Origin of the sequence: Streptomyces sp. NPDC059247 (assembly GCF_042754005.1) — a bacterium.
GTDB lineage: Bacteria > Actinomycetota > Actinomycetes > Streptomycetales > Streptomycetaceae > Streptomyces.
Window position 1 is genome coordinate 112,076 of record NZ_JBHYZW010000012.1, and the last position, 25,392, is coordinate 137,467.

Here is a 25,392-nt window from a genome sequence, read left to right on the forward strand (position 1 = left end):
GGGCAGGAGGCTCATGATCCAGGCAAGGAAAAGGTGGTTTGGTCCAGACCTTGACCGTTCGGACCCTCAGCGGTACGCATGGTGAAGGTTCGGATATAGAACTCCACAGACGTGTCCAACGCCTGAAGGGGACCCAGCCCGTGAAACAGCGCCGAAGGATTCCACGCCTGATCGGATCCCTCCTCCTGGTCGCCGCAGCCGGAGTCGGCTGCGGCGAGGCCGCCGCCGACGGCCGCACCACCGACGGCAAGCGCGGCGGCCGGTCCGCCGTCGAGCCCGAGGTCCGCCCGCTCGGCCGGATCGTGCCCGTACCCGCCTCCGTCTCCCCCAAGGGCGAGCCGTACACCCTGACCCGCGCCACCCGCATCGGCGTCGACACCGGCTCCGCCGAGTCCAAGGCCCTCGGCCAGTACCTCGCCGGACTCCTGCGCCCCGCCACCGGCTTCCCGCTGCCCGTCGTCGACGACCGGGCCGCCGACGGCGGCATCCGCCTGCGCCTGCGCCCCGACGACACCGCCCTCGGCGACGAGGGCTACCGGCTGCGCTCCGCGCCCGGCGGCCTCCTCCTCACCGCCCGCGCCCCCGCCGGACTCTTCCGCGGCCTCCAGACCCTCCGCCAGCAACTGCCCGCCGCCGTCGAACGCGACAGCGTCCAGCCCGGCCCCTGGAAGGTCGCGGGCGGCACCGTCACCGACACCCCCCGCTACGGCTACCGGGGCGCCATGCTCGACGTCGCCCGGCACTTCTTCACCGTCGACGAGGTCAAGCGCTACATCGACCAGCTCGCCCTCTACAAGGTGAACACCCTCCACCTGCACCTCTCCGACGACCAGGGCTGGCGCATCGCGGTCGACTCCTGGCCCCGCCTCACCACCTACGGCGGCTCCACCGAGGTCGGCGGCGGCCCCGGCGGCTTCTACACCAAGGACGAGTACCGGGAGATCGTCGCGTACGCGGCCTCCCGCTACCAGGAGGTCATCCCCGAGATCGACCTGCCGGGCCACACCAACGCGGCCCTCGCCTCCTACGCCGAACTCAACTGCGACGGCGTCGCCCCGCCCCTCTACACCGGCATCAAGGTCGGCTTCAGCTCCCTGTGCGTCCCGAAGCCCGTCACGTACGACTTCGTCGACGACGTGATCCGGGAGATCGCCGCGCTCACCCCCGGCCGGTACGTCCACATCGGCGGCGACGAGGCGCACTCCACCAGCCAGGCCGACTACAAGGCCTTCATGGACAAGGTGCAGCCGGTCGTCGCGAAGTACGGCAAGAAGGTCGTCGGCTGGCACCAGCTCACCGCCACCACCCCCGCAGAGGGCGCCCTCGTCCAGTACTGGGGCCTCGACCGCACCCCCGCCGCCGAGAAGGAACGGGTCGCCGCCGCCGCCCGCGCCGGCAGCGGTCTGATCCTCTCGCCCGCCGACCGCACCTACCTCGACATGAAGTACACCAAGGACACCCCGCTCGGCCTCGCCTGGGCCGGATACGTCGAGGTCAGGCGCTCCTACGACTGGAACCCCGACACCTATCTGCCGGGCGCGCCCGCGTCCGCCGTCCGGGGCGTCGAGTCGCCGCTGTGGACGGAGACCCTGGCCACCACGGACGACCTCGACGTGATGGCCTTCCCCCGGCTGCCGGGGGTGGCGGAACTGGGCTGGTCACCGGCGGCGAGCCACGACTGGGAGACGTACAAGGTCAGGCTCGCGGAGCAGGCCCCGCGCTTCGAGGCCCTCGGCATCGACTGGTACCGCTCCCCCGAGGTCCCCTGGCCCGCGCCGTAGCCGGACCGCGCGCACGACGGCGCGGGCCCCGGCGGAGGACCGTACTCCGCCGGGGCCCGCGCCGGGTCCGTCAGGCGAACCGCGCGATCGGGTTCACCAGGTCGCCGACCAGCTGGAGGGCCGCCGACGGGTCCGACAGATCGACCATCTGCCGGTTGTCACGGAGCTGGAGGCGGTTGAGGGCCGACAGCGCGAAGGTCTCCGCGAACATGTCGTACTGCGCGAACCGGTCCGCCAGCTCCGGCTTCGACGCCTCGTAGCCGCGTACGCACTCCGCGACCGTCCGCCAGAACGCGTCCTCGTCGAGGACGCCCTCCGAGGCGAGGGTCGCCGCCAGGAAGCGGAAGAAGCAGTCGAAGACGTCCGTGAACACGGACAGCAGCTTCATGTCCTCCGGGACGTCCGCCCGGACCCGCTCCACCGCGGGCGGCAGGACCGCCGCCGGGTCCATGACGACGATCTCCTCGGCGATGTCCTTGAACACCGCCCGCACGACCGCGCCCCGCTCGTCGAGGACCAGGATCACGTTCTCGCCGTGCGGCATGAACGCCAGGTCGTACGCGTAGAAGCTGTGCAGCACCGGCAGCAGGTAGGCGTCCAGGTAGCGGCGCAGCCACACCGTCGGCGCGAGGCCCGACTCCTCGATCAGCGCGCCGGTGAAGGACGCGCCCGTGTGGTCGACGTGCAGCAGCGAGGCCATCGTGGCCAGCCGCTCGCCCTCGGCGATGCCCGGCACCGGGGACTCGCGCCAGAGCGCGGCCAGCATCTTCCGGTAGGGCGAGTAGCGGTCGGTGGCGGCCTCGTACTCCAGGTGCCGGTAGCCGATCGCGGCCCGCTCGCGGATGATCGAGAAGCGCGCCGCCGCGAAGACGGAGTCCGACTCGATCAGCTGGTGCAGCCAGTCGTTGATGGCCGGGGTGGCCTCCATGTACGCGGCCGACAGGCCCCGCATGAAGCCCATGTTGAGGACGGACATGGCCGTCTTCACATAGTGCTTCGCCGGGTCCGAGGTGTTGAAGAAGGTCCGGATGGACTGCTGCGCCAGATAGGCGTCGTCGCCCTCGCCCAGGTACACCAGGCGCTGCCGGGCGACCTCGGCGGCGAAGGTGACGGACAGCTTGTTCCACCACTGCCAGGGGTGGGCGGGCAGCAGCAGGTAGTCGGCCGGGTCGAGGCCCTTCGCGGTGAGGACGGCGGCGAAGCCGTCCACGGCGGTGTCGCCCAGCTCGGCGCGGACGAAGGCCTCGTAGTCGATGTCCGCGCCCGCCGTGAAGGTGGTGCGGTCGCGGCGGGCGGCCAGCCAGATCAGGTGGATCTCGCTGGCGGCCTCGGGGGCGTAGGCGCGGAACTCGTCGACGCCGAAGCCGAGGCGCCCGTTGTTGGCGACGAAGCAGGGGTGGCCCTCGGTCATCCCGGTCTCGATCGCCTGGAAGCCCGCGCGGGCCAGCTCGGCGGAGGTGACGGGCGGCTTGGTCGCCTTGAAGGCCGTACCGGCGAGGGTGGAGGAGATCTCCTCCAGGTAGACCGGGAGGACCTCGTCGCTCAGGCCGAGGGAGCCGCGCAGCTCGGTGATGAACTGGAGCGCGTCCAGCGGCAGCCGCTCCTCGCCCCGGTGGCGGCTGATCGACTCGGGGTGGACCTGCCAGTGGTCGAGGGCGAAGCGGTCGGCGGTGAAGCGGTAGCCGGTGGTGCCGTCGTCGCTGAGGACCTCGTAGCGGCTCTCGCCCAGGTCCCTGGGGTGCAGCAGCCGCTCGTGGGCGAACTCGGCGAGGCCCTTGCGGATCAGGGCGCGGTCGGCGTCGGCCCAGCGCTCGGGGGTGAGGTGGGCGACGGCCTCGGCGCCGTGCGCGGTGCTCATGCGGCCACCGCCACGGCAGCCTCGAAGCGCGCGCGGGTGCAGAAGCTGAGCAGGGCCTTCTTCTCGGGCTTCTGGATCTCGCGCTCGGCCACGAAGCCGACGGCCTCGTTGAGCGCGTGGACGGCCTTGTTGGCCACGTCGGGCTCGACGACCACCCGGGCGGTCGCCGGGTCGGCGAACAGCTCGGCCATGACGGCGGTGATCACGGTCCGGGTGAAGCCGTGCACGGGGGTGTCGGTGGGCGCGACGAGGAAGTGCATACCGACGTCACCGGGGAGCGGGTCGTACAGTCCGACCAGTTCCAGCCGGGTCGGGTCGTAGCGCTCCATCAGGAACGAGGGCACGCCGTCGACCAGACCGATGAAGGCCTCGTGGTGCGGGTGGGCGGTGATCGCGGTGTACTCGCGCTCGACGTCCTGGAGGCTCGCGCCCTGCATCATCCAGTAGGCCGCTTTGGGGTGGGTGACCCACGGGTGGATCAGCTCGGAGTCCTTCGACGGGTCGAAGGGACGTATGGATACGGTCATACCGCGAACTCCTGGAAAGCGATGGTCTTCTCGACGGGGTAGTACTCGCGCCCCAGCATCGCCCCGATGATGTAGGCGTTGCGGTACGGGCCCATGCCGAGGTCCGGCGAGGTGATCGAGTGCGTGTGCACCCCGGCGTTCTGCAGGAACACACCGCGGCCCGTGGTGTCGACGGCGTAGTTCCGGGCCACGTCGAAGCGGCCCCGGGAGTCCCACTTGAGGCGGTCGCGGACCGGCTCCAGGAAGGCGGGGACCTCGTACTTGTAGCCGGTGGCCAGGATCAGGCCGTCGGTGTCCAGGGTGAAGTCCTTGCCCTGCTCCTCCTGGCGGAAGTCCAGGCTGTACGTGCCCGAGGCCTCGTGGTACTCCGCGCCGCGCAGCGCGGAGTTGGTGAGGAGGCGGGTGGGGGCGGGGCCGCCGAGGTTCTTCTGGTAGAGCAGGTCGAAGATGGCGTCGATCAGCTCGCCGTCGATGCCCTTGAAGAGGCCCTTCTGGCCGGTCTCCAGGCGGTAGCGGGTGTCCTCGGGCAGCGCGTGGAAGTAGTCCACGTACTCCGGGGAGGTCATCTCCAGGGTGAGCTTGGTGTACTCCAGCGGGAAGAAGCGCGGGGAGCGGGTGACCCAGTTCAGCCGGTAGCCGTGGACGTCGATCTCGGAGAGCAGGTCGTAGTAGATCTCGGCGGCGCTCTGGCCGCTGCCGATCAGCGTGATCGACTTCTTCTTCTGGAGCGCCGCCTTGTTCTGCAGGTAGCGCGAGTTGTGGATGAGGTCGCCGCCGAGCTCGCGGCAGCTCTCGGGGACGTACGCCGGGGTGCCGGTGCCCAGCACCAGACGGGCCGAGCGGAACGTTTCCCCGGCCTCGGTGGTGACCTCGTACAGCTCGGTCGCCTCGTCGAAGGTCACCGAGACGACGGTGGTCGAGAAGCGGATCGAGGAGACCCGGGCGGCGGCCCAGCGGCAGTAGTCGTTGTACTCGGTCCGCAGCGGGTAGAAGTTCTCCCGGATGTAGAACGAGTACAGCCGTCCCTTGTCCTTCAGGTAGTTCAGGAAGGAGTACGGGGAGGTCGGGTCGGCCATCGTGACCAGGTCCGACATGAACGGGGTCTGGAGGTGGGCGCCTTCGAGGAACATCCCCGAGTGCCACTCGAAGTCGGGCTTCGACTCCAGGAAGACGCCGTTCAGCTCGTCGATCGGCTCGGTCAGGCAGGCGAGCCCGAGGTTGAACGGACCGAGCCCGATGCCGATGAAGTCATGGGTCTGAGCCGTCTCAGGCGTGGACAAGGTTCTCTCCCAGGTACTGCTCGGCGTGGCCGGCGATCAGATCGAGGACGGCCGCGATGTCGGCCGTGGTGGTCTCGGGGTTGAGCAGGGTGAACTTGAGGTACTGGCGGCCGTCGACCTTGGTCCCGGCGACGACGGCCTCGCCCGAGGCGAACAGGGCCTTGCGGGCGTGCAGGTTGGCCCGGTCGACGTCCTCGGGGGAGGCGTCGCCCTCCGGGACGTACCGGTAGACGAGGGTGGAGAGCTGCGGGGCGACCACGACGTCGTAGCGCGGGTCGGCGGCGAGCATCGCGTGGCCCTCGGCGGCCAGGTCGCAGACCTCGTCGAAGAGCTGTCCGACACCGTCGGCGCCCATCACGCGCAGTGTCATCCAGAGCTTGAGCGCGTCGAAGCGGCGGGTCGTCTGGAGGGACTTGTCGACCTGGTTGGGTATCCGCTCGGCGACCGTACGGGCCGGGTTGAGGTAGTCCGCGTGGTAGGTCGCGTGCCGCAGGGTGACCCCGTCGCGGACCAGCAGGGCGGAGGAACTCACCGGCTGGAAGAAGGACTTGTGGAAGTCGACCGTGACCGAGTCGGCCCGCTCGATGCCGTCCAGGAGGTGGCGGCGGGTCGGGGAGGCGAGCAGACCGCAGCCGTAGGCGGCGTCCACGTGCATCCAGGCGCCGTACTCGTCGGCGAGGGCCGCGACCTCGGACAGCGGGTCGATGGAGCCGAAGTCGGTGGTGCCCGCGGTGGCGACGATCGCCATCGGCACCAGGCCCTCGGCGCGGCAGGCGGCCAGCTCGGCGGCGAGCACGACGGACTGCATCCGCTTGTTCCCGTCGACCGGGACCGAGATGACGGCGTCCACGCCCAGACCGAGCAGGGTGGCCGACTTCTGGACGCTGAAGTGGCTGCACTCGGAGGAGAAGATCCGCAGTTTCGCCAGGTCGGAGCTTTTGGCCTCCTCGCGGGCCAGCAGCAGCGCCTGGAGGTTGGACTGGGTGCCGCCGCTGGTGAACACGCCGTCGGCGGACGGGCCGAAGCCGATGCGGCCGGTGGTCCAGTCGACGAGCTTGCGCTCGATGAGGGTGCCGCCCGCGCTCTGGTCCCAGGTGTCCAGGGAGGAGTTGACCGCCGAGAGGACGGCCTCGCCGAGGACGGCGGGGATGACGACCGGGCAGTTGAGGTGGCCCAGGTAGCGCGGGTGGTGGAAGTAGACGGCGTCGCGGAGGTAGACGCTCTCCAGCTCGTCCAGGGCGGCGGTGGTGTCGCCGAGCGGCCGGTCGAGGTCGACGGCGTCGATGACGGGCGCCAGCTCGGCGGGGGTCACACCGGTGAACGGACCTCGCGTCGTGGCGATTTTGTCCGCCACCCGCTCGACCCCTTCGGTGACGGAGCGTCGGTAGCTCTCCGCCGTGGCGTCGTTGAGCAGGTGAGAGCGCATGTGGGGGCCTCCCGGTACGGGGCTCGGTCGCGCCCTCCGGACAGGAGAGGGGGGCGAGGGGCGACACGGTGAAAACAAGGTTAGCCTAACCTAAGTTTTGACCGCATCGGTCCCTCGCGCCCCAGGGGTCACCCCAGTTGACGTGCAAGGTGTCCGAAGTGTCCTGGAGATGCCCCCGGCCCGCCCGAGGGGCTACGCGTCTTCCCGCGTCTCGTCCGGGACCTCGCGCAGCGCGTCCTCGGACAGCCCCTTGCGCCAGTAGCCCACGAACGTCACCCGGCGCCGGTCGACGCCCCGGTCCCGCACGAAGTGGCGGCGCAGCGCCTTCACCGAGCCCGACTCGCCCGCGAGCCAGACGTACGGCGCCGCCCCGGGAAGTTCCGCCCCGGGCACCGCCTCCACTCCGGACGGCGCGCCCTCCTCCCGGACCAGCCAGGTGACGGTGGCGTCCGCCTCGGTCGCCAGGTCCGCGCGGTCGCCCGAGTGGGGCACCTCCAGGAACACCCGGGCGCGGGTGTCGGCGGGCAGCCACTCCAGGATCGCCGAGGCGGCGGGCAGGGCCGTCTCGTCCGCCCAGATCAGTACGGAGTCGGCGTCCTCCGGCAGCCGGAAGCGGACGGCGGTGTTGTCGGCCACGGCGGGTCCGAGCACCACCACCCGGTCGCCGGGCGCCGCCCGTCCGGCCCAGCGGCAGGCGGGACCGCCGTCCTCGTGGAGCGCGAAGTCGATGTCCACCTCGCTGGTGCCGTCCGGCGCCACGCGCTGTTCGCGGACGGTGTACGAGCGCATCACGGCCCGCTCGTCGGCGGGCATCGCGCGCCAGGCGCCGAGCACCGCGTACATGTCCGGGTCGTCCAGCGGGGGCATGACGGGCGCGTCCTGGCCGGGGTGCGGCAGGAAGAGCGAGAGCGACTGGTCGCGGCCCCCGGCCGCGAAGCCCTTCAGCTCCTCCCCGGTGAAGGTGACCCGGACCAGCGAAGGGCCGAGCCGCCGGGTCCGGTCCACCTGGAGGCGGAAGAACTGGAAGGGCGCGGTCGCGGCGTGCGTCATGGGGCGGGACACCTTTGCGGTACGGGCGGGGGCCCTCCGAGGGGAGGTGAAGATAGGTTAGCCTAACCTCATGACTGACCGTAAGGGCGGGACGTAACAGCGGGACCGGCCCGGGGGGCCGGGGGTGTTGGGGGGGCGGGGGTGTCGGGGGGTGCCGCCCCGGAGGACCCCGGGACCCGGAGTCCCGGAGGGCCCCGGGACCCGCGGCCCGGGAGTGCGGCGGCCCCCGGAGTCCGGAAACGGCCGGACCCGCCGACCCCGTGGGGTGGCGGGTCCGGGGCGGTGTCCGTAGGTCAGGCCTGGAGGCCCAACTCCCGTGCGATCAGCATCCGCTGGACCTCGCTGGTGCCCTCGCCGATCTCCAGGATCTTCGAGTCGCGCCACATCCGGGCCACCGGGTACTCGTTCATGAAGCCGTAGCCGCCGTGGATCTGCGTCGCCTCCCGGGCGTTGTCCACCGCCACCGTCGAGGAGTACAGCTTCGCGATGGCCGCCTCCTTCTTGAACGGCTCGCCGAGCACCAGCCGGGAGGCCGCGTCCCGCCAGCCGATCCGGGCCATGTGCGCCCGGGTCTCCATGTCGGCGATCTTGAACTGGATGGCCTGGTTGTCGCCGATCGGACGCCCGAAGGCGTACCGTTCCTTCGCGTATTTGACCGACTCGTCCACACAGCCCTGCGCGAGCCCCGTCGCCAGCGCCGCGATGGCCACCCGGCCCTCGTCGAGGATCCGCAGGAACTGCGCGTACCCCCGGCCCTCCTCGCCCAGCAGGTTCACGACGGGCACCCGGACGTCGGAGAAGGACAGCTCCCGGGTGTCCGAGGCGTTCCAGCCGACCTTCGAGTAGGGCGCGGCGACGGTGAAGCCGGGCGTGCCCGAGGGGACGATGATCGAGGAGATCAGCGGCCGTCCGTCCGGCTTGCAGCCGGTGACCGCCGTGACCGTCACCAGGCCCGTGATGTCCGTACCGGAGTTGGTGATGAAGCACTTCGAGCCGTTGATCACCCACTCGTCGCCGTCGCGGACGGCGGTGGTGCGGGTGCCGCCCGCGTCGCTGCCCGCCCCCGGCTCGGTCAGCCCGAAGGCGCCGAGTAGCTCGCCCGAACAGAGCCTCGGCAGCCACTCCCGCTTCTGCTCCTCCGTGCCGAACAGATGGAGCGGCATCGCACCGAGCGAGACGCCCGCCTCCAGGGTGATCGCCACGGACGAGTCGACCCGGGCCAGCTCCTCCAGGGCGATGCCCAGGGCCAGGTAGTCGCCGCCCATGCCGCCGTACTCCTCGGGGAACGGCAGCCCGAACAGGCCCATGCGGCCCATCTCGCGGACGATCTCGTACGGGAACTCGTGCCGCTCGTAGTAGTCGCCGATCTTCGGCGCCACCACGTCGTGCGCGAACGCCTCCACGGTGCGGCGGAGTTCCTGGTGCTCGGCGGAGAGCCGGTGGTCGAGGGACATGGCTGAGGTCACTCCTGGTGGGAGAGGGCGCGGACGGTACGGGAAGGGCTGGGTCGACCCAGTTGTCCGGCCATCCACCCGCTCGTGGCGGTGAGGGCGGCCAGATCGACTCCGGTCTCGATGCCGAGGCCGTCGAGCATCCACACGAGATCCTCGGTGGCGAGATTGCCGGTCGCGCTCTTCGCGTACGGGCAGCCGCCGAGGCCGCCCGCGCTGGCGTCGACCGTGGTCACCCCGTGACGCAGGGCGGCCAGGGTGTTGGACAGGGCCTGTCCGTAGGTGTCGTGGAAGTGCACGGCGAGCCGGGGGGTGGGCACCCCGGCGTCGTTCAACGCCGTGAGCAGGGCCGTGACATGGCCCGGGGTGGCGACCCCGATGGTGTCCCCGAGGCTCAGCTCGTCGCAGCCCATCTCCGCCAGGGCGCGGGCCACCCGGACGACCCGCTCGACCGGCACGGCCCCCTCCCAGGGGTCGCCGAAGCACATCGACAGATAGCCCCGGACCCGCAGCCCCGACTCGACGGCCCGGGTGACCGTCGTCGCGAAGAGCGCGAGCGACTCGTCGACGGTCCGGTTCAGATTGGCCTTCGCGAAGGACTCCGTGGCGGAGGCGAAGACGGCGACCTCCCGGGCGCCGAGGGCCAGCGCCCGGTCAAGACCCCGCTCGTTCGGCACGAGCACCGGGAGCCGTACCGGCAGCTCGCGGACGAGCGGGAACAGCTCCTCCGCGTCGGCCAGTTGGGGCACCCACTTCGGATGCACGAAACTGGTCGCCTCGATGGTGCCCAGACCGGCGGCGGCGAGCCGCCGCACGAACTCCGCCTTCACCTCCGTGGGAACGGCCGTCTTCTCGTTCTGCAGCCCGTCCCGGGCACCGACCTCGTGGATGCGGACCCGCGCCGGAAGCCCCGGGTCCCGCACCGTCATGGGCAGTCCCGCGCTCACGCTCCCGCCTCCTCGCGGGGCGCCACCACGGCCAGCACCTGGTCCATGGCGACGGTCGTGCCCGGGGTGACGTCCAGCTCGGTGACCGTTCCGGCGTGCGGGGCGGAGATGACGTGCTCCATCTTCATCGCCTCCACCACCAGCAGGCTCTGCCCGGCCTCCACCTCGTCACCGACCGACACCTTCACCACGGTCACCGTGCCCGGCATCGGCGCGGCCAGCGTGTCCGCGCCGCCCTGCCGGGCGCCCGACAGGGCCGCCGCCACCGGATCGTGGTCCAGGACGTGCCAGGAGTCGCCGTCCCGGCCCAGCCAGTTCCCCGCCCGGTGGAAGCGGTGCGCCACCCCGTCCACGGTCACGGTCACGGAGTCGTCCGTCACCCGGCCGCCCGGCGGCGCCACCACCGTCACCGGCTCCCGGCCCGCCACCCGTACCGGGAAGGACAGCGGCGCGGGGGTCCCGCCGAGCCGCCAGCCCGACGGCACGTCGAACGGATCGGTCCAGCCGTCCCGCGCCACCGGGGCCAGCCCCGCGAGCCGGACGGCCGCCGCCGCCGCGTACACCTCCGCCGGAACGGACTCCGGCACCAGCTCCGCCGCGTCCCGCTCCACCAGACCCGTGTCCAGCGCGCCCGCCACCACGTCCTCGTGGGCCAGCAGCCTGCGCAGGAAGCCCGCGTTCGTCGGGACGCCCAACGTCACCGTGTCCGCCAGGGCCGCGCGCAGCCGCCGCAGCGCCGTCGGACGGTCCGGGGCGTGCACGATCACCTTCGACAGCATCGGGTCGTACAGCGACGACACCTCCGTGCCCGCCGACAGGCCCGAGTCCGTCCGCACCCCGTCGCCCGCCGGCTCGCGCAGCGCCAGGACCGTGCCGCCCGAGGGGAGGAAACCGCGCGCCGGGTCCTCCGCGCAGATCCGGGCCTCGATCGCCCAGCCGTCGAGCCGGACCTCGTCCTGCGTCAGCGGCAGCGGCTCGCCCGCCGCCACCCGCAGCTGCCACTCCACCAGGTCCAGGCCGGTGACCAGCTCCGTCACCGGATGCTCGACCTGGAGCCGGGTGTTCATCTCCATGAAGCAGTACGCGGACGGGTCACCGCCCGGCACGATGAACTCGACCGTGCCCGCGCCCACATAGCCGCAGGACCGCGCCGCCTCGACCGCCGCCGCGCCCATCGCCGCCCGCAGCTCCGGGGTCAGCAGGACGCTCGGCGCCTCCTCGATCACCTTCTGGTGGCGCCGCTGGAGCGAGCACTCGCGCTCCCCGAGGTGCAGCACGTTCCCGTGGGTGTCCGCGAGGACCTGGATCTCGATGTGCCGGGGCCGGTCGATCCACCGCTCCACGAGCAGTGTGTCGTCGCCGAAGGAGGCGCGGGCCTCCCGGCGGGCCGCCGCGATCTCCTCCTCCAGGACCGACAGGTCGCGGACCAGCCGCATCCCCTTGCCGCCGCCGCCCGCGCTCGGCTTCAGCAGCACGGGCGCGCCCAGCGCGCGGGCGGCCTCGGCCAGTTCGGGATCGGCGGCGCCGGGCACGACGGGCACGCCCGCCGCCCGTACGGTCTCCTTCGCCCGGATCTTGTCGCCCATCAGGGCGATGGCCCCGGCGGGCGGGCCGATGAAGACCAGGCCCGCGTCCGCGCAGGCCCGCGCGAAGCCCGCGTTCTCGGCGAGGAAGCCGTAGCCGGGGTGGACGGCCCGGGCCCCGGTGCGGGCGGCGGCGTCGAGCAGCGCGGGCACGGACAGATAGGACTCGGCGGCGGGCGGCGGGCCGATCCGTACCGCCGTGTCCGCCTCCCGTACGTGCCGGGCGTCGGCGTCGGCGTCGCTGAAGACGGCCACCGAGCGCACCCCCATGGCCCGCAGGGTGCGGATGACCCGGACGGCGATCTCGCCCCGGTTGGCCACGAGGACGGTGTCGAACATGCTGCTCATCTCCTGGGGCCCCTCACATCCGGAAGACGCCGAACTGGGGGTCTCCCAGCGGCGCGTTGGCGCAGGCGGTCAGGGCCAGCCCGAGGACCTGCCGGGTGTCCGCCGGGTCGACGACCCCGTCGTCCCAGAGCCGGGCGGTCGCGTAGTAGGCGCTGCCCTGGGTCTCGTACTGCTCGCGGATCGGCGCCTTGAAGGCCGCTTCCTCCTCGGCGCTCCACGCGTCGCCGAGCTGGTCGCGCTTGACGGTGGCGAGCACGGACGCGGCCTGCTCGCCGCCCATCACCGAGATCTTGGCGTTGGGCCACATCCACAGGAAGCGGGGGGAGTACGCCCGGCCGCACATCGAGTAGTTGCCCGCGCCGTACGAACCGCCGACGACCACGGTCAGCTTCGGCACCCGGGTGGTGGCCACGGCCGTCACCATCTTCGCGCCGTGCTTGGCGATGCCGCCGTGCTCGTACGCCTTGCCGACCATGAAGCCGGTGATGTTCTGCAGGAACACCAGCGGGATGCCCCGCTGGTCGCACAGCTCGATGAAGTGGGCGCCCTTCTGGGCGGACTCGGCGAACAGGATGCCGTTGTTGGCGACGATCCCGACCGGGTGCCCGTGGATCCGGGCGAAGCCGGTCACCAGCGTCTGCCCGTACTCGGCCTTGAACTCCTGGAAACGGGAGGCGTCCACCACCCGCGCGATCACCTCGCGCACGTCGTACGGGGTGCGGGAGTCCACCGGCACCACCCCGTACAGCCCCGCCGGGTCCACCTTCGGCTCCTCGGCGGGCTCCACCGACCAGGGCAGCGGGCCGCGCGCGGGGAGGGTGGCCACGATGTTCCGGACGATCCGCAGGGCGTGCGCGTCGTCCTCGGCGAGGTGGTCGGTGACGCCGGAGATCCGCGAGTGGACCTCGCCGCCGCCCAGCTCCTCCGCCGTGACGACCTCACCGGTCGCCGCCTTCACCAGCGGCGGACCGCCGAGGAAGATCGTGCCCTGGTTCCGTACGATCACCGCCTCGTCGCTCATCGCGGGCACGTAGGCGCCACCGGCGGTGCAGGAGCCGAGGACCGCCGCGATCTGCGGGACGCCCGCGGCGGACATCCGGGCCTGGTTGTAGAAGATCCGGCCGAAGTGCTCCCGGTCCGGGAACACCTCGTCCTGCATCGGCAGGAACGCGCCGCCCGAGTCGACCAGGTAGAGGCAGGGGAGACGGTTCTCCAGCGCCACCTCCTGGGCCCGCAGGTGCTTCTTCACCGTCATCGGGTAGTACGTGCCGCCCTTGACGGTCGCGTCGTTGGCGACGATCACGCACTCGCGGCCGGAGACCCGGCCGATGCCCGCGATGACCCCGGCGGCCGGTGCCTGGTCGCCGTACATCCCGTTCGCCGCGAGCGGGGCCAGCTCCAGGAACGGCGAGCCCGGGTCGAGGAGCGCGTCCACCCGGTCGCGCGGCAGCAGTTTCCCGCGCGCGGTGTGCCGGGCCCGCGACTTCTCGCCGCCGCCCAGCGCGGCGGCGGCGAGCTTGGCGCGCAGCGTCGCGGCCAGCTCGTGGTGCGCCGCCTCGTTCGCCCGCCAGGCCGGCGAGGCGGGGTCCGCCGCACTCGACAGCACAGGTGCCTGCTGCATCCCACGAGCTCCCTTGCTCGGTTAATGAGCGTTAACGTACGAGGCTCAGGTTAACGACCGCTAACGGAGATGTCTACAATCGAAAGCATGACCACTGGCACCACCCGCGTGGACGCGCCGACGCGCCGCGAACAGATCCTCAAGGAGGCCGCCCGGCTCTTCGCCGAGCGCGGCTTCCACGGAGTGGGCGTCGACGAGATCGGCGCGGCGGTCGGCATCAGCGGCCCCGGGCTCTACCGCCACTTCGCGGGCAAGGACGCGATGCTCGCGGAGCTCCTCGTCGGCATCAGCGACCGCCTGCTGTCGGGCGGCCGGCTGCGCGCGGCGGAACACCCCGGCGACCCCCGGGCGCTCCTCGGCTCCCTCATCGACGGCCACATCGACTTCGCCCTCGACGACCGCCCGCTGATCACCCTCCACGACCGCGAACTGGACCGCCTCAAGGACGAGGACCGCAAACGGGTCCGGCAGCTCCAGCGCCAGTACGTGGAGGTGTGGGTGACGGCGGTCCGCGACCTCTACCCGACGGCCCCGGAGAGCGAGGCCCGCACGACCGTCCACGCCGTCTTCGGCCTCCTGAACTCCACCCCCCACCTGGCCACGGTCGCCCGCCCGTCCCTGGAGAGCCTGCTCAGGAGGCTGGCGGACGGGGCGTTCGGGGCGCTGGGGGTACGCGGGCTGCCGGACGGCGTGTGACTGAGGGCTTCCTGCGGTAGGGAAGCCTCCTTTCCGGGAATGGCAAGGCCCCCGCGAGCCGCTGTCTGCTCGGGGGGCCTGCCAGAGATTTTTCGGAGTGGTTCACATGTGCTTTTTGGTGATGGGTCTAACTCTTGAGTTTTCCTTCGTAGAGGCAGTCTGCCTCGACGGAGTAGCCCGCTGTCTGGAGCGATGAAATGACGTCCCGGACATCTGAGACAACCTGATCAGAGGGTGTCCCCGAGGTCGGATCGCATTCGATAACCGTGCCCCATTGGAGAAAGTTGGACGGGTCTCCTCCGTCGGTCCGATAGTCGTTGTGCGCGACATACAGCTCCAGGGACCGGTACCTGAGTTCCCCAGTCGCCGTTGTTCCCGGGAGTCGAAGGATCAAGTCCTCTGCGACCTGAGGTAGCTCAAGGTCGACGTACAGATTGCAGTGGAGGTCGAGGGTCCCGGCTGTTTCGTCAGCGGATATTGACAAAGGGTCCTTCATCGAAGGGTCCTCCCATCTTGATTATGGATACATCAACCTTGAGGATTTCGTCTCCGACGACAGGTTGGATCGATTTTCTTATGCCGCTGAGACGCTGAGGCCAAGCGTCGCCAGCGGTGATCTTACCGGTAGCGACCGCGTGATCACGAGTGTCTGCGCGATTGCTGCCCTCGTTCACCCCGCCGAACCGTTCCTTGATCATCCTGTTGAACGTCTCCGGGGTTACTCGCACCGCAATATCGAGATCGGATCTTCCTTGAGCGTTACCGGCCGCCCGGCTTCCCTGTACGGCTACATTCGCCTCGATCTTCAATTGGCTGCGGAAGATGCTTGCTATCTCTCTGAACTGACTGCTGGAGACCCCCTCGGGAATTCCGGTGGCCTTGATTATGCCTCGTCCCGGTCTGAGCCCGAAGATGCCGATGGAGCCCCCAGTCATCCCGGACATGACTCCAAACTTGTATAGGTCATTGCGGGCGCCGCAGACCCACTTCGGGTCGCCTGGGGGGCACGGAAGGTCTGGAATCTCCGGGGATTTTGGCCTCGGTGACGGAGCGCAGCTGCTGGCCATGGCGAAGACGCATACACCATTGGACTCGTACTGGTATTGCTGTGGCTGTTGGTTTTCAGACTCCTCGGTAAGAATCAAATCGTAGCCCTTGTCTTCTCTGCCCTGGTTGTTGGTCCCAGGCTTGCCGCTTTTGCCGGATCCTTCGGAACTTCCTTGTGTTGTGCTTCCAGAACTAGAATTGCTGCTTGTGTTCGAGTCGGTTGACGGCTCGCATCGGCCGTTGCCCGCGTCGAGGCAGGTGCCCGTGGGGTCCGAGAAGGTGATCGGGTTGTTGGCCGCGTAGCCGTAGCCGCTGAGGGTCTGGGGCTTGTCGATCTCCAGGAGGGGGTCGACGCTGATGAACTGGCCGAGGGCGGTGTCGTACTCGCGGGCGCCGATGTGCGTCAGGCCCGTCGTGGCGTCGATGTCGCCGCCCACGAAGCCCTTGGTGCCGGGCCAGAAGTAGGGGGCCGCTCCGCGCTGGGCGCCGTACGGGAGGGTCTTGCGGCGGTTGACCGCGAGGCTGCTCGCCGAGATGGAGAGGCTGTTGGTGTTGTGGTGGTCCGAGACCAGGATGCGGACGCCGTTGTCCTTGCTGGTCCGGATGACCGAGCCGCCGGGCACCGCGTAGTAGCGGGTGCCGTTGGCGAGCTGGGCCGGGGTGGTGGTCCCGTCCTTGAGCGTGAGTTCGAGTTCCTGGCCGCCCGGCAGGTAGAGCGTGGTCTTGCCCGGATCACGCTTGAGGATGCGCGTGCCCTCGGCGTCGTACAGGAAGGACGTGGCCTGGCCGGAGATCGTGGAGGTCCTGAGCTTGCCCTCCGCGTCCCACGCCAGGTCCTGCACCGCACCGCCCGCCGGGGCCTTCTTGGTGAGGTTGCCGGTGCTGTCGTAGGTGTAGTCGTCCGTCCCGGTCGCTCCGCCGGTGGCGGTCACCGAGGTGACGGCGTGGGCCTGGGGCGCGCCCTTGGTGGTGGGGTACTCGTAGGTGCGGGTGGTGTCCGCGGTGACGGGGCCGGCCTTGTACTGGGTCTCGGTCCTGCGCTGGCCGGTGTCGGTGAACGTCCAGGACGTCCGGTACGGGTCGACCGTGCCCAGGTCGGGCGTGCCCGTGCCGTTGACGGACTTGGTGGCGCAGGCGTCGCCGGAGGACCAGGCGTCGGTGAGGCGACGGGCCCAGTCGTAGGTGAAGCACTGGTCGTCGGTGACGGTGCCGTCGTTCTGCGCGTCCTTGATGGACGTGATGTTGCCGGTCTGGTCGTATCCGTAGGTGATGTTGGACAGGGTCGCGGGGCCGGTGGCGGCGCGGTTGATCTGGTTCTTGACCAGTCGCCGGGTCGACGTCTCGTAGGTGAGGGTCTGGGTGACCAGCTTGGCGAGGTTGCCGAGCTGGGCCTGGGCCAGCTCACCGTAGGGGGTGTACGAGGCTCCGCGCAGGTAGGCGTGGTCGAGCGAGCTGTCCACGATGGCCAGCGTGTCGTCCGAACCGTAGTGGTTGGTGACGGTCTCGGCGGGCAGCGCGGACGCGGCGCCCGCGCTGGGGTTGGTGGTGCTGTAGGCCGCCGTCAGCGGCAGCCCCTTGACGGGAGTGGCGGTGGTGGCCACGGTGTAGGTGCCCGCGAGGAGCTCCTCACCGGTCACCTTCGGGACCGTCACCTTGGTGCCCGTGGCCTGACCGGCGGGGCCGTAGCCGGTGACCTCGGTGGTGTAGGCGGCGCTCGCGTTGCCGGTGTCGTAACGGATCGACTGGTGCGGCAGGCCCTTGCCGCCGGTGGCGCCGTCGTAGGTCCACTCGGCCAGCTTGGTGCCGGTCACGGACCCGCTGCGCAGGGTGGTCCTGCGGCCGAGCTCGTCGTAGGTGGTGGCCAGGGTGCCGCGGGCGTCGGTGACGGTGTCCGCGCGGCCCTTGTCGTCGTAGTGGGTGGTGCTCTCGCCCTTGTCGGGGTCCTTCGTGCCCACCTGACGGCCGCGCAGGTCGTAGGTGTAGCTCCAGCTGTTGCGGCCCGAGGAGTCGGTGATCGAGGCGAGCAGACCGGCGGAGTCGTAGGCGCGGGTGGTCGTCTCGTACTGCGTCTTCGCCGCGCCGGGAACCGGGTTGCGGTCCTTGTACTGCCGCTGCTCGGTCATGCGACCGCGCACGTCGGTGAGGGTGAGGGTCGCCGTGCCGCCGGTGGGCGGGACGCTGGCCGACCAGTAGTCGCCGTAGGTGGTCGTGGACTTCCACTGCGGCACGTTCAGGGAGAGCTGGGAGCTCTCGATGACCCGGCCACGGCCGTCGTACGAGTTCTGTACGGCCTGCGGGATGTCCTTCGGGGCGACGACCAGCATCGCGGTCGTCGACAGCGCGCTGCTGTTGTAGTAGGGCGCGTTGGCGAGGTAGGCGCGGCTATGGCTGTCGTAGTAGGTGTCGGTGACGACACGGCCGGTCACGCCGACGGCGTCGGACTGCGTCTGGCGGGCCCGCATCAGCGAGTCGTAGAAGGTGACGCTGGTGCCCCACTGGCCGTTCTCACGGAGCGACTTGGAGACGACGGTGGAGGGGACCGTGGAGGAGAGGTTGTAGGCGAAGGTGGCGTTGGGCTGGAGGGTCTTCGCCCGGCCGGTGCCCCACGCCTTGGTCAGACGCCCCAGGGTGTCGTACTCGCTGGCGCCCGTACGGCCGTTGGCCTCGGTGGTGCTCAGGGTGAGCCCGCGCATTCCGTCGAGCACGGCGGTGGAGGTGTGGTTCTTGGCGTTGGTGGTCTTCACCGTGGTCGGCTGGGCCCCGGTGGCGGGGTCGTAGACGGTGGTGACGGACTGCCCGTCCTGGGCCGTGGCGACGAGCACGCGGCCGTACTGGTCGTGGGTGGCCTGGGAGATCGTGTCCCACACGGGAGTGCCGTCGGCCTTGTGGTCGGCGAGCTGCTCCGTCTTGGTGGCGTTGGCCTTGCCCGGGGCCGGGGCCGCGTCGAGGGCCTTGCCGTCGTAGGAGGTGCGGACCTGTCCGGTGATCTGCTTGACGCCCGTCTGGCAGCCGGCGTTGTCGACCGTGGTGACCTTGCTCGGGTAGGCGATCAGCCAGTTGGCGGTGTCCGGAGTGACGTAGTCCGTGACGGTGCAGCGGGCCTCGACGGTGCCCGCGCCGTCGTCGGTCTCCTTGGTGGGCAGACCGTAGGTGGTGTCCTGGGTGCGGGTGGTGGTGAGGGTGCGCCAGGTGGTGCCGTCGTCGAGGAGCGTGCTGCTCTTCTCCGTCCTGGTGCCGGACAGCCGGGCCGTCTTCGCCGGGAGGACCGGGGCGGCGGCGTCGGGCTTGTCGGGATCGGTGATGCCCTTGACCGTCTGGGTGGCTGTGGCGGCCGATTCCCAGGGGGTGTAGGTGGTCTTGGCGACGATCTTGCCGTCGGTGCCGTTCTTGTCGTAGGCGGCGCTGGAGGCGACGCGTCCGGCGAAGTCCTCGCGGTCGGTGATGCCGTTGATGGTGGCGACGGTGCGGTCGGCGCCGCTCTTGAGGGTGTCGCCGTCCATGCCGAGGTAGTAGGTCTTCTCGGTCTTCACCCGGTTCGTGGTGCCGGAGTAGGTGCGGACGGTGCCGTAACCGCGGTAGACGTTCCAGGACCGGTGCTTGTCGAGGGTGAACTCGCTGGTGTCACGGCGCCAGTGGGGGCCGTTCGCGTAGTTGTAGCTGGTGGTCTTCGACTCCGATCCGCTGCCGCCGGTGGTGTCGTTCTCGGTGACCGTCCAGACCAGGTACTTGTGGAACCAGTCCTTGACCGGCTCGACGTAGCCGTCCGGGGTCCACCAGGACGGGTAGCAGCGCCTGCTGTTGGTGTCCTCGGCAGGGAGGTTCGTCGGGGTGCAGTCGGCGGGGTGGTAGGTGACCAGGGTCTGGCCGCCGGTCTCGTTGACGACGCTGGTGATGCGCTTGCGGTTCAGCGCGGGGCGGCCCTCGGCGGCGTCGACCCGGTTCGCCATCAGTTCACCGCCGAAGACCGTCTTCGGCAGGGTGATGTCGGCGGTCGCCCCCGCCTTGCCGGTGCGCTGGACGGAGTCGAGCCACAGGGCGGGTGTGGAGGTGTCGCCGGTCGCCGGGAAGGACTGGGCCAGGGCCCAGCTGTCGACGCCCACCATGCTCGTGCCGACCAGGGAGAACGTGCTGATCCCGGTCAGCCGCTGCTTGGACCAGAACGACGGCGAGCCCTGGAGGCAGTCGGCGCCGGAGGTGCAGTTCAGGTCGACGGGGGTGTCCGGCCAGTTGGTTGCGTTGGCCTTGGTGAAGGCGCAGTCCGTCGCGGTGCAGCGGTTGGCCGTGGTGAAGGTGACGCGGCCGGCCGGGTTGGCGGTGGTGTGGACGGCGCCCGCGCGCAGGCCGTAGTCGATGCGGTTCAGGTAGCCGCCCCGGGTGTACGCCTTGGGGGCGGTCGTCTTGTTGTTCTGCGCGTAGAAGCCCTCCTCCTTGGTGTAGTAGAGGGCCATGGCGTTGCCGTGGGGGTCGACGACGTAGTCGAGGTTCCAGCGCCAGCCCTGCTGTTCGGCGGAGGACGCGTAGTCGGCGGCGTTGCCCTGCTCGCCGTCGTGGTTGCCGTAGACGGGGACGGAGAAGACGGAGTTCGTCTCGGTCTTGCCGGTCGCCCAGCCGGGGAGGCGGTTCTTGCCGAACCAGTACTGGGTGCCGTCGAGTGTGGTCACCTTCCAGTACTCGTAGTCCTCGTCGCCCGAGTTGTTGGGCTCGGTGTCGTAGACGCGCTCGATCCGGGAGCCGTCGTCGCCCTCCAGCTTCCAGGTCTCCTTGCCCGCGTCCCAGACCAGTTCGTTGGACGAGCCGTTGAGGGAGAGGGTGGCGTTCTCCGACTTCCAGCACAGGTCGCCTGTCTTCGCCGTATTGTTGCCGCCCTGCTTGTCGTTCTCGCAGGAGGCGTAGCGGCGCTCGACGAAGCCGGGGGAGTACTCCCAGCCCTCACCGATCCACGATGCCTGGTTGTTCGTCGACGCCGTACGCCCGTCGATCGCGGAGGAGTTGTACGACAGGGCGACCTTCGGGGCGAGACCGCCCGGCGCGGCGGGAACGTCGATGGGCACGCTCCAGCCGAAGCCGCCGGAGTTGCCGCCCGCCGACCAGGAGCCGGACGGGGCGAGGGAGGACGCCTTGAAGGAGCCGTCGCTCCCGCTCGCCCCGGCGGTGGCCGCGAGGACGGTCGCACCGGCGGAGCGAGCTGCCGACGCGGAGAGCTTCGCCCCGGTCCTGGCGGAGGACGCGGGGGGCAGCGTGGCGGTGAGGGTGTGGGTCTCGGTGTCGTTCTCGGTGACCAGCGGGGTCTGCGTGCGGCACTCGGGCTTGTCCGGCGTGGTCAGCGCGCACGCGGGCAGCGTCACCAGCCGCAGCCTGGAGGACCAGCCGGCACCGTAGGCGCCGCGGATGGAGCCGTAGTCGACCCCGACCTCGACCGGCCCGCCGGAAGCGGCTCCGGTACCGGTGGGGCGCAGGGTCATCAGCAGACCGTCGACACCGGCCGCGCGAGCGGTGGCGCGGTCCTTGACCGCCACCTCCGTGCTGCCGGGGACGGTGGCGGCCTTGGCGGTACGGGCGGCGCTCGCCGACAGCCGGACGGGGAGCCCGCCGACGGTCCGGGCGTCGGCCGCCGTGGACCGGGGGGCGAGCACGGCGGTCGCGGCGGTCGGCCAGATGACGGCCGGAGCCTTCCACGGAGCCGACGGCCGGGGCTTCCCCTTCAGGCCCGTGGGCGTGAAGTCGGTGCCCTCGACGGATTTCGTCCCCGGTACGGACGGGGCGCCGGGCGGGCCGACGGAGGTCGCCCACGCAGGCGCGGTGAGAAGGGAGAAACTCAGCGCGACTGTGAGCACACCCGCGATTCCCGCCTGTGCGGGAGCCCCCTTCTTTCTATTTCTGCGCCTGTAAAAGGGCATGGCTGAACCATTACGGAACAACATTCGAGATCCCCACCCCGGTTGTGCATGAAAGATTGATGATCAATCGAATAAAACAGGACAGCGGAGGTCGCTGGCAACCACAAGTGATAGACGACTCTCCGTTTTGCGAGGTCGGAACATCATCTTCCGTATGCGATCCCGCCAAGCGTCACCAAGCGTCCAATCAGGCATGTTGTGAGTCAGCTGTGAGCAAAAGCCGCATCTTGATGCCCGCCGGATGCGCCTGTTACCGGACTGTTCCCCTCCATTTATGGTGTGCTGTGAAGGTTCTATGTGTGGGTGAAGTGTTTTATGGAGACCTGCTGCATCGGGGTGCCGACCCCTCGGGTTAGAGTCCCCGCTCAAGAGGGCCGGAATTGTTTCCCGAACATTGAGGAATGCCGAGCCCTCAGGAAAGGCACCAGTACGTGAGCACCACCAGATTCAGACGCGGGCCCAGGGCGCTGGCCGCCGCGATAGCCATGACCGTGACCCTTCCGGTCTCCGCCGCCGTCGCCCTGCCCGGCCTCCCCGCGGCGGCGCCCGCGGCCCTGGCGACGACGGCCGGGACGGACGGCCCGACGACACCGTCGGCGATGTTCGAGGAGGTCGCCTTCGCCGAGGCGGCGAGGACGGGCAAGCCCGTCGAGATCCTCGACCGCCGCCAGGAGGCCACGGAGTTCTTCGCCAACCCCAGCGGCTCGACCACTCGCCGCTCCTACGGCGAGCCGAAGTGGACGCGGTACGACGGCATGTGGCGCCGTACCGACGCCAAGCTCGTGCGGCACTCCGACGGTTCGGTCGGACCGGCTGCGGCCACCTACGAGATCACGTTCTCGGGTGGCGGCGACCAGCCGATGGCCACGATGGTCAAGGAGGGCAAGAAGCTCGCCCTCGCCTGGCCCACCCCGCTGCCCGCCCCGGTCCTGGACGACAACACCGCCACGTACCGGTCGGTCCTTCCCGGTGTCGACCTCAAGCTCGTCGCGGACGTCAGCGGCTTCGCCCAGCACCTGGTCGTCCACACGCCCGAAGCCGCCGCCAACCCCGCCCTGCGCAGCATCGAACTGGGGCTGACGACCGAGGGCGTCACCCTGACCGAGGCCGCCGACAACCGGCTGCTGGCCAAGGACGGGAACGGCGAGACCGTCTTCAGCGCGCCCGGCCCGAAGATGTGGGAGCAGCCCGTCGTCCCGGCCGACGGCCAGGGGGCCGGTCCCGCGGCGAAGAGCGCCGCCCGCTCCGCCCCGGCCACGCCCGCCCGGCAGCCCGACAGCGCGCCCGTGTCCGTGGCCATCGGCGACGGCACGCTCACGCTCGCCCCGGACGCCGGACTCCTCGCCTCGGCGGACCAGTTCCCGCTGGTCATCGACCCGGTCTTCGGCGACGGCCATCGCGAGAAGTGGGCGGTGGTCTACTCGGCGACGCCCGACGCCGCCTACCCCAACGGGTCGGGCTGGAACTCCTCCAACCCCGCCGACGAGCCCCGGGTCGGGTTCAACGACACGGGTGACACCGCCTCGTTCTTCGCCATGAACACCGACGGCCTGGAGGGCGCGACGATCAACAGGGCCACCTTCGCCGTCATCCAGACCCACTCCTACGTCTGCAGCGACTCCACCGTCGGTCCCACCGAACTGTGGTCCGCCGGCAGCATCGCCACCACGCCGACCTGGCGGACGCAGAACTGGGGCAGCAAGCTCGCCTCCGGCAACTTCTCCGGCGGCAACGACACCTTCTGCCCCGGTAACATCGGACACGACTTCACCGGCGAAGCGGTGAAGTCCTTCGTCCAGCAGGCCGCAGACGGCGGCTGGGGCACCACGGTCTTCGGTCTGCGCGCGCCGACCGGCTACAGCGGCAACCACAACGCCTACAAGCGCTTCAAGAACAACCCCGTGCTCGAGGTCGACTTCAACAAGAAGCCCCTCGTCAACAGCAAGGGCGCCTACGAGGGTTACTACGTCGAGTCCGGAGACGGCAACACCCCGGTGGCCTGCGGTGGCCGCATCGGCCGCAGTGGCATCAGCCTCACCGCGAACATCAAGGACCCGGACGGCGGGGCGGTCACCGCCTACTTCACGGTCAAGAACTCCAGCGGAGCCACCGTCTCCTTCGGCTCCAAGGCGAGCTCCGGAACGGTGTCCGGATCCGGCGAGGTCGAGGTGCTCATGGAGGGCAAGAACCTCGCCAACGGCACCTACACCTGGAGCGTTTACGCGAAGGACGGCGAGAACACCACCAGCGCCGTCACCGCCTCGTGCTCCTTCTCGGTCGACATGATCGGCCCCGACCAGCCCGTGACCGTCCTGGACGGTGACGGCACCAAGGCGGGCGAGGCGAAGGACAGCTACAAGGCACGTGTGCCCCGTCAGTTCAAGTTCACCAACCCCGTGAGTGACATCGCCGGTTACTGCTGGGCGATGGACCGCACGCTGTCCTCCGTGACGACTCCCCGCTGCCCCAACGGCACCTGGGTCGATGCGGGCAGCGACGCCAAGCACACCGCCACGGTCACCATCACGCCGTTCGCCCATCCGGTGAGCAAGATCAACGTGGTCGCGTACGACAAGTTCGGCAACCGGTCCACTCTCGCCGGCGGCGACGACCAGATCTCCCTCACCACGACGACTCCGGAGTTCGTGTACGAGAAGGAGAACTCCGACCCGATCGACAACCTTCCTGATCACGACCGCCCCGGAGACCTCAACGGCGACGGCTTCGCCGACTTCGTCGCCACCGACCCCGACGGCAAGCTCTGGTTCTACGGCGGCAACGGCAACCTCGGTACCCCGGCGGCGCGGCAGAACGTCGGCAGCGCCGGCTGGTCCGGGGCGCTCATCGCCCACCGCGGCGACCTGAAGGGCATGTCGTCTCGCGACTCGGCTCCGGACGGCTACGAGGACTTCCTCGTCCGCCTGCCCGACAACAGGCTCTACCTCTACCCCGGCAACGGAGTGGGCTCCCCCTGGGTCTACACCCGCAAGGAGCTCATCCACCCCTCCCGGGGATCGGACTGGAGCAACCTGCGCCAGATGCTCCTTCCCGGGAACATCGACGGGAAGCCCGGTGACGACCTCATCACCGTCGAGTGCGTCTACGACGGAAGCAAGGAATGCGTCAACGGCCGCCTCGTGCTGTACAGCGGCTTCGCCATCGGTGGCGGCGGCCAGGACCATACGAAGCTCTTCGACTGGGGCACTCCGGTCACCCTCGGCACCGGCGGCTGGCTCAACCTCACCAACCTCGCCGTCAGTGACGTCAACGGCGACGCCTACGCCGACCTCGTCGCCCGCGATCCCGCAGACGGCAAGCTCTACCTCTACCCCGGCTGCGTCAACGACGCCGTGCTCTGCCCAGGCAGCGCCTACAAACTCCTCCCCCGCAGCGTCTACGGCACCGGTGGCTGGAACCAGCGTCCCTATCTGACGTCTCCCGGCAACACCCAGGGCGCCCTGCAGGACGACATCGTGACCAAGAATCCGGATCCCGACAGCCTGCCGGGCACCCAGCCGGTCCCCTACCCCTTCAAGCGATTCATCCCGACCACGGGTCAGGAGGCCGGGGACATCTGGGCCACCACCACGGCTGACGCGACCACCCCGGTCGGGTACGTGGACGCCGACGGGAACTCGGCGAGCAGGCTTTGTCCCAGCGGCTGTCTGCTGATCTACCCTGGCGGCCGCACTCAGCACGGCGCACCGCGCCTTGTCGGAACCGCCGGATGGGCCACCGCCATCACCGGCATCTTCTAGTCGCCCGCCCGGCCCCTGACAGGCCGGACCGGGGGGGGGGGGGGGGGGGGCGCGGGGGGGGCCCGCCCCCCCCCCCCCCCCCCCCACCCCCCCCCCCCCCCCCCGCGCCACCCCGCGGCGGC

The 25,392-nt window shown here is 70.3% G+C and carries 14 protein-coding genes; 3 read left to right on the forward strand and 11 right to left on the reverse strand.

Translation table 11 applies throughout. The features are described from left to right. Positions 1 to 140 precede the first annotated feature (140 nt). The gene (locus ACFXGN_RS21985; protein WP_384861688.1) at positions 141 to 1,781 is read left to right on the forward strand and encodes a beta-N-acetylhexosaminidase; all 1,641 of its coding nucleotides are present in this window, start codon (positions 141 to 143) and stop codon (positions 1,779 to 1,781) included. 70 nt (positions 1,782 to 1,851) lie between these two features. On the opposite strand, the gene ACFXGN_RS21990 is transcribed toward ACFXGN_RS21985, so the two are convergent. The 9 genes from ACFXGN_RS21990 to ACFXGN_RS22030 all read right to left on the reverse strand — a co-directional run bounded on the left by ACFXGN_RS21990 (position 1,852) and on the right by ACFXGN_RS22030 (position 13,872). After that, positions 1,852 to 3,639 (reverse strand): IucA/IucC family protein, encoded by a 1,788-nt coding sequence (locus ACFXGN_RS21990; protein ID WP_384861691.1) that lies wholly within the window; start codon positions 3,637 to 3,639, stop codon positions 1,852 to 1,854. Continuing rightward, positions 3,636 to 4,166, reverse strand: coding sequence for a GNAT family N-acetyltransferase (locus ACFXGN_RS21995; RefSeq protein ID WP_384861694.1), 531 nt, complete (start codon positions 4,164 to 4,166; stop codon positions 3,636 to 3,638). The genes ACFXGN_RS21990 and ACFXGN_RS21995 overlap by 4 nt, the downstream gene beginning before the upstream one ends. Then, on the reverse strand, positions 4,163 to 5,446 hold the full coding sequence (locus tag ACFXGN_RS22000; protein ID WP_384861697.1) for a lysine N(6)-hydroxylase/L-ornithine N(5)-oxygenase family protein: 1,284 nt from the start codon (positions 5,444 to 5,446) through the stop codon (positions 4,163 to 4,165). The genes ACFXGN_RS21995 and ACFXGN_RS22000 overlap by 4 nt, the downstream gene beginning before the upstream one ends. After that, positions 5,433 to 6,872, reverse strand: coding sequence for a pyridoxal phosphate-dependent decarboxylase family protein (locus ACFXGN_RS22005; protein WP_384861699.1), 1,440 nt, complete (start codon positions 6,870 to 6,872; stop codon positions 5,433 to 5,435). Before ACFXGN_RS22005 ends, ACFXGN_RS22000 begins: the two co-directional genes overlap by 14 nt. Positions 6,873 to 7,064: 192 nt before the next feature. Then, on the reverse strand, positions 7,065 to 7,922 hold the full coding sequence (locus ACFXGN_RS22010) for a siderophore-interacting protein (protein ID WP_384861702.1): 858 nt from the start codon (positions 7,920 to 7,922) through the stop codon (positions 7,065 to 7,067). Between the two features lie 293 nt (positions 7,923 to 8,215). Further along, positions 8,216 to 9,376: an acyl-CoA dehydrogenase family protein gene (locus ACFXGN_RS22015; RefSeq protein WP_384861705.1), complete on the reverse strand. Its 1,161-nt coding sequence runs from the start codon at positions 9,374 to 9,376 to the stop codon at positions 8,216 to 8,218. 8 nt (positions 9,377 to 9,384) lie between these two features. Then, complete coding sequence (locus tag ACFXGN_RS22020) at positions 9,385 to 10,302, reverse strand: hydroxymethylglutaryl-CoA lyase (RefSeq protein WP_384861882.1); 918 nt, start codon at positions 10,300 to 10,302, stop codon at positions 9,385 to 9,387. A gap of 14 nt (positions 10,303 to 10,316) precedes the next feature. Next, positions 10,317 to 12,251, reverse strand: a complete 1,935-nt coding sequence (locus ACFXGN_RS22025; RefSeq protein ID WP_384861707.1) for a biotin carboxylase N-terminal domain-containing protein — start codon at positions 12,249 to 12,251, stop codon at positions 10,317 to 10,319. Between the two features lie 13 nt (positions 12,252 to 12,264). Then, entirely contained in the window at positions 12,265 to 13,872 is a 1,608-nt protein-coding gene (locus tag ACFXGN_RS22030; RefSeq protein WP_384861710.1) for a carboxyl transferase domain-containing protein, read from the reverse strand. An 87-nt stretch (positions 13,873 to 13,959) separates the two neighbouring features. Between ACFXGN_RS22030 and ACFXGN_RS22035 the strand changes: the two genes are divergently transcribed. Further along, positions 13,960 to 14,568 carry a TetR/AcrR family transcriptional regulator gene (locus ACFXGN_RS22035; protein ID WP_384861713.1) on the forward strand — a complete coding sequence of 203 codons (609 nt, stop codon included), beginning with the start codon at positions 13,960 to 13,962 and terminating at the stop codon, positions 14,566 to 14,568. A 127-nt stretch (positions 14,569 to 14,695) separates the two neighbouring features. Here ACFXGN_RS22035 and ACFXGN_RS22040 read toward each other — a convergent pair whose 3' ends face one another. Then, a complete protein-coding gene (locus tag ACFXGN_RS22040) occupies positions 14,696 to 15,064 on the reverse strand; it encodes a hypothetical protein (protein ID WP_384861716.1) in 369 nt (122 codons plus the stop codon). Beyond that, positions 15,036 to 21,449 (reverse strand): RHS repeat-associated core domain-containing protein, encoded by a 6,414-nt coding sequence (locus ACFXGN_RS22045; RefSeq protein ID WP_384861719.1) that lies wholly within the window; start codon positions 21,447 to 21,449, stop codon positions 15,036 to 15,038. The genes ACFXGN_RS22040 and ACFXGN_RS22045 overlap by 29 nt, the downstream gene beginning before the upstream one ends. Positions 21,450 to 21,943: 494 nt before the next feature. Here ACFXGN_RS22045 and ACFXGN_RS22050 point away from each other — a divergent pair, with 494 nt between their 5' ends. After that, on the forward strand, positions 21,944 to 25,270 hold the full coding sequence (locus ACFXGN_RS22050) for an FG-GAP repeat domain-containing protein (RefSeq protein ID WP_384861722.1): 3,327 nt from the start codon (positions 21,944 to 21,946) through the stop codon (positions 25,268 to 25,270). The last annotated feature ends 122 nt before the right edge of the window (positions 25,271 to 25,392 follow it).

Coding starts and splice junctions, on each gene's coding strand:
- ACFXGN_RS22040 (WP_384861716.1), bottom strand. CDS start 15,064: ATGAAGGACCCTTTGTCAATATCCGCTGACGAAACAGCCGGGACCCTC.
- ACFXGN_RS22025 (WP_384861707.1), bottom strand. CDS start 12,251: ATGAGCAGCATGTTCGACACCGTCCTCGTGGCCAACCGGGGCGAGATC.
- ACFXGN_RS22005 (WP_384861699.1), bottom strand. CDS start 6,872: ATGCGCTCTCACCTGCTCAACGACGCCACGGCGGAGAGCTACCGACGC.
- ACFXGN_RS22010 (WP_384861702.1), bottom strand. CDS start 7,922: ATGACGCACGCCGCGACCGCGCCCTTCCAGTTCTTCCGCCTCCAGGTG.
- ACFXGN_RS22020 (WP_384861882.1), bottom strand. CDS start 10,302: ATGACGGTGCGGGACCCGGGGCTTCCGGCGCGGGTCCGCATCCACGAG.
- ACFXGN_RS22035 (WP_384861713.1), top strand. CDS start 13,960: ATGACCACTGGCACCACCCGCGTGGACGCGCCGACGCGCCGCGAACAG.
- ACFXGN_RS21995 (WP_384861694.1), bottom strand. CDS start 4,166: ATGACCGTATCCATACGTCCCTTCGACCCGTCGAAGGACTCCGAGCTG.
- ACFXGN_RS21990 (WP_384861691.1), bottom strand. CDS start 3,639: ATGAGCACCGCGCACGGCGCCGAGGCCGTCGCCCACCTCACCCCCGAG.
- ACFXGN_RS22030 (WP_384861710.1), bottom strand. CDS start 13,872: ATGCAGCAGGCACCTGTGCTGTCGAGTGCGGCGGACCCCGCCTCGCCG.
- ACFXGN_RS22015 (WP_384861705.1), bottom strand. CDS start 9,376: ATGTCCCTCGACCACCGGCTCTCCGCCGAGCACCAGGAACTCCGCCGC.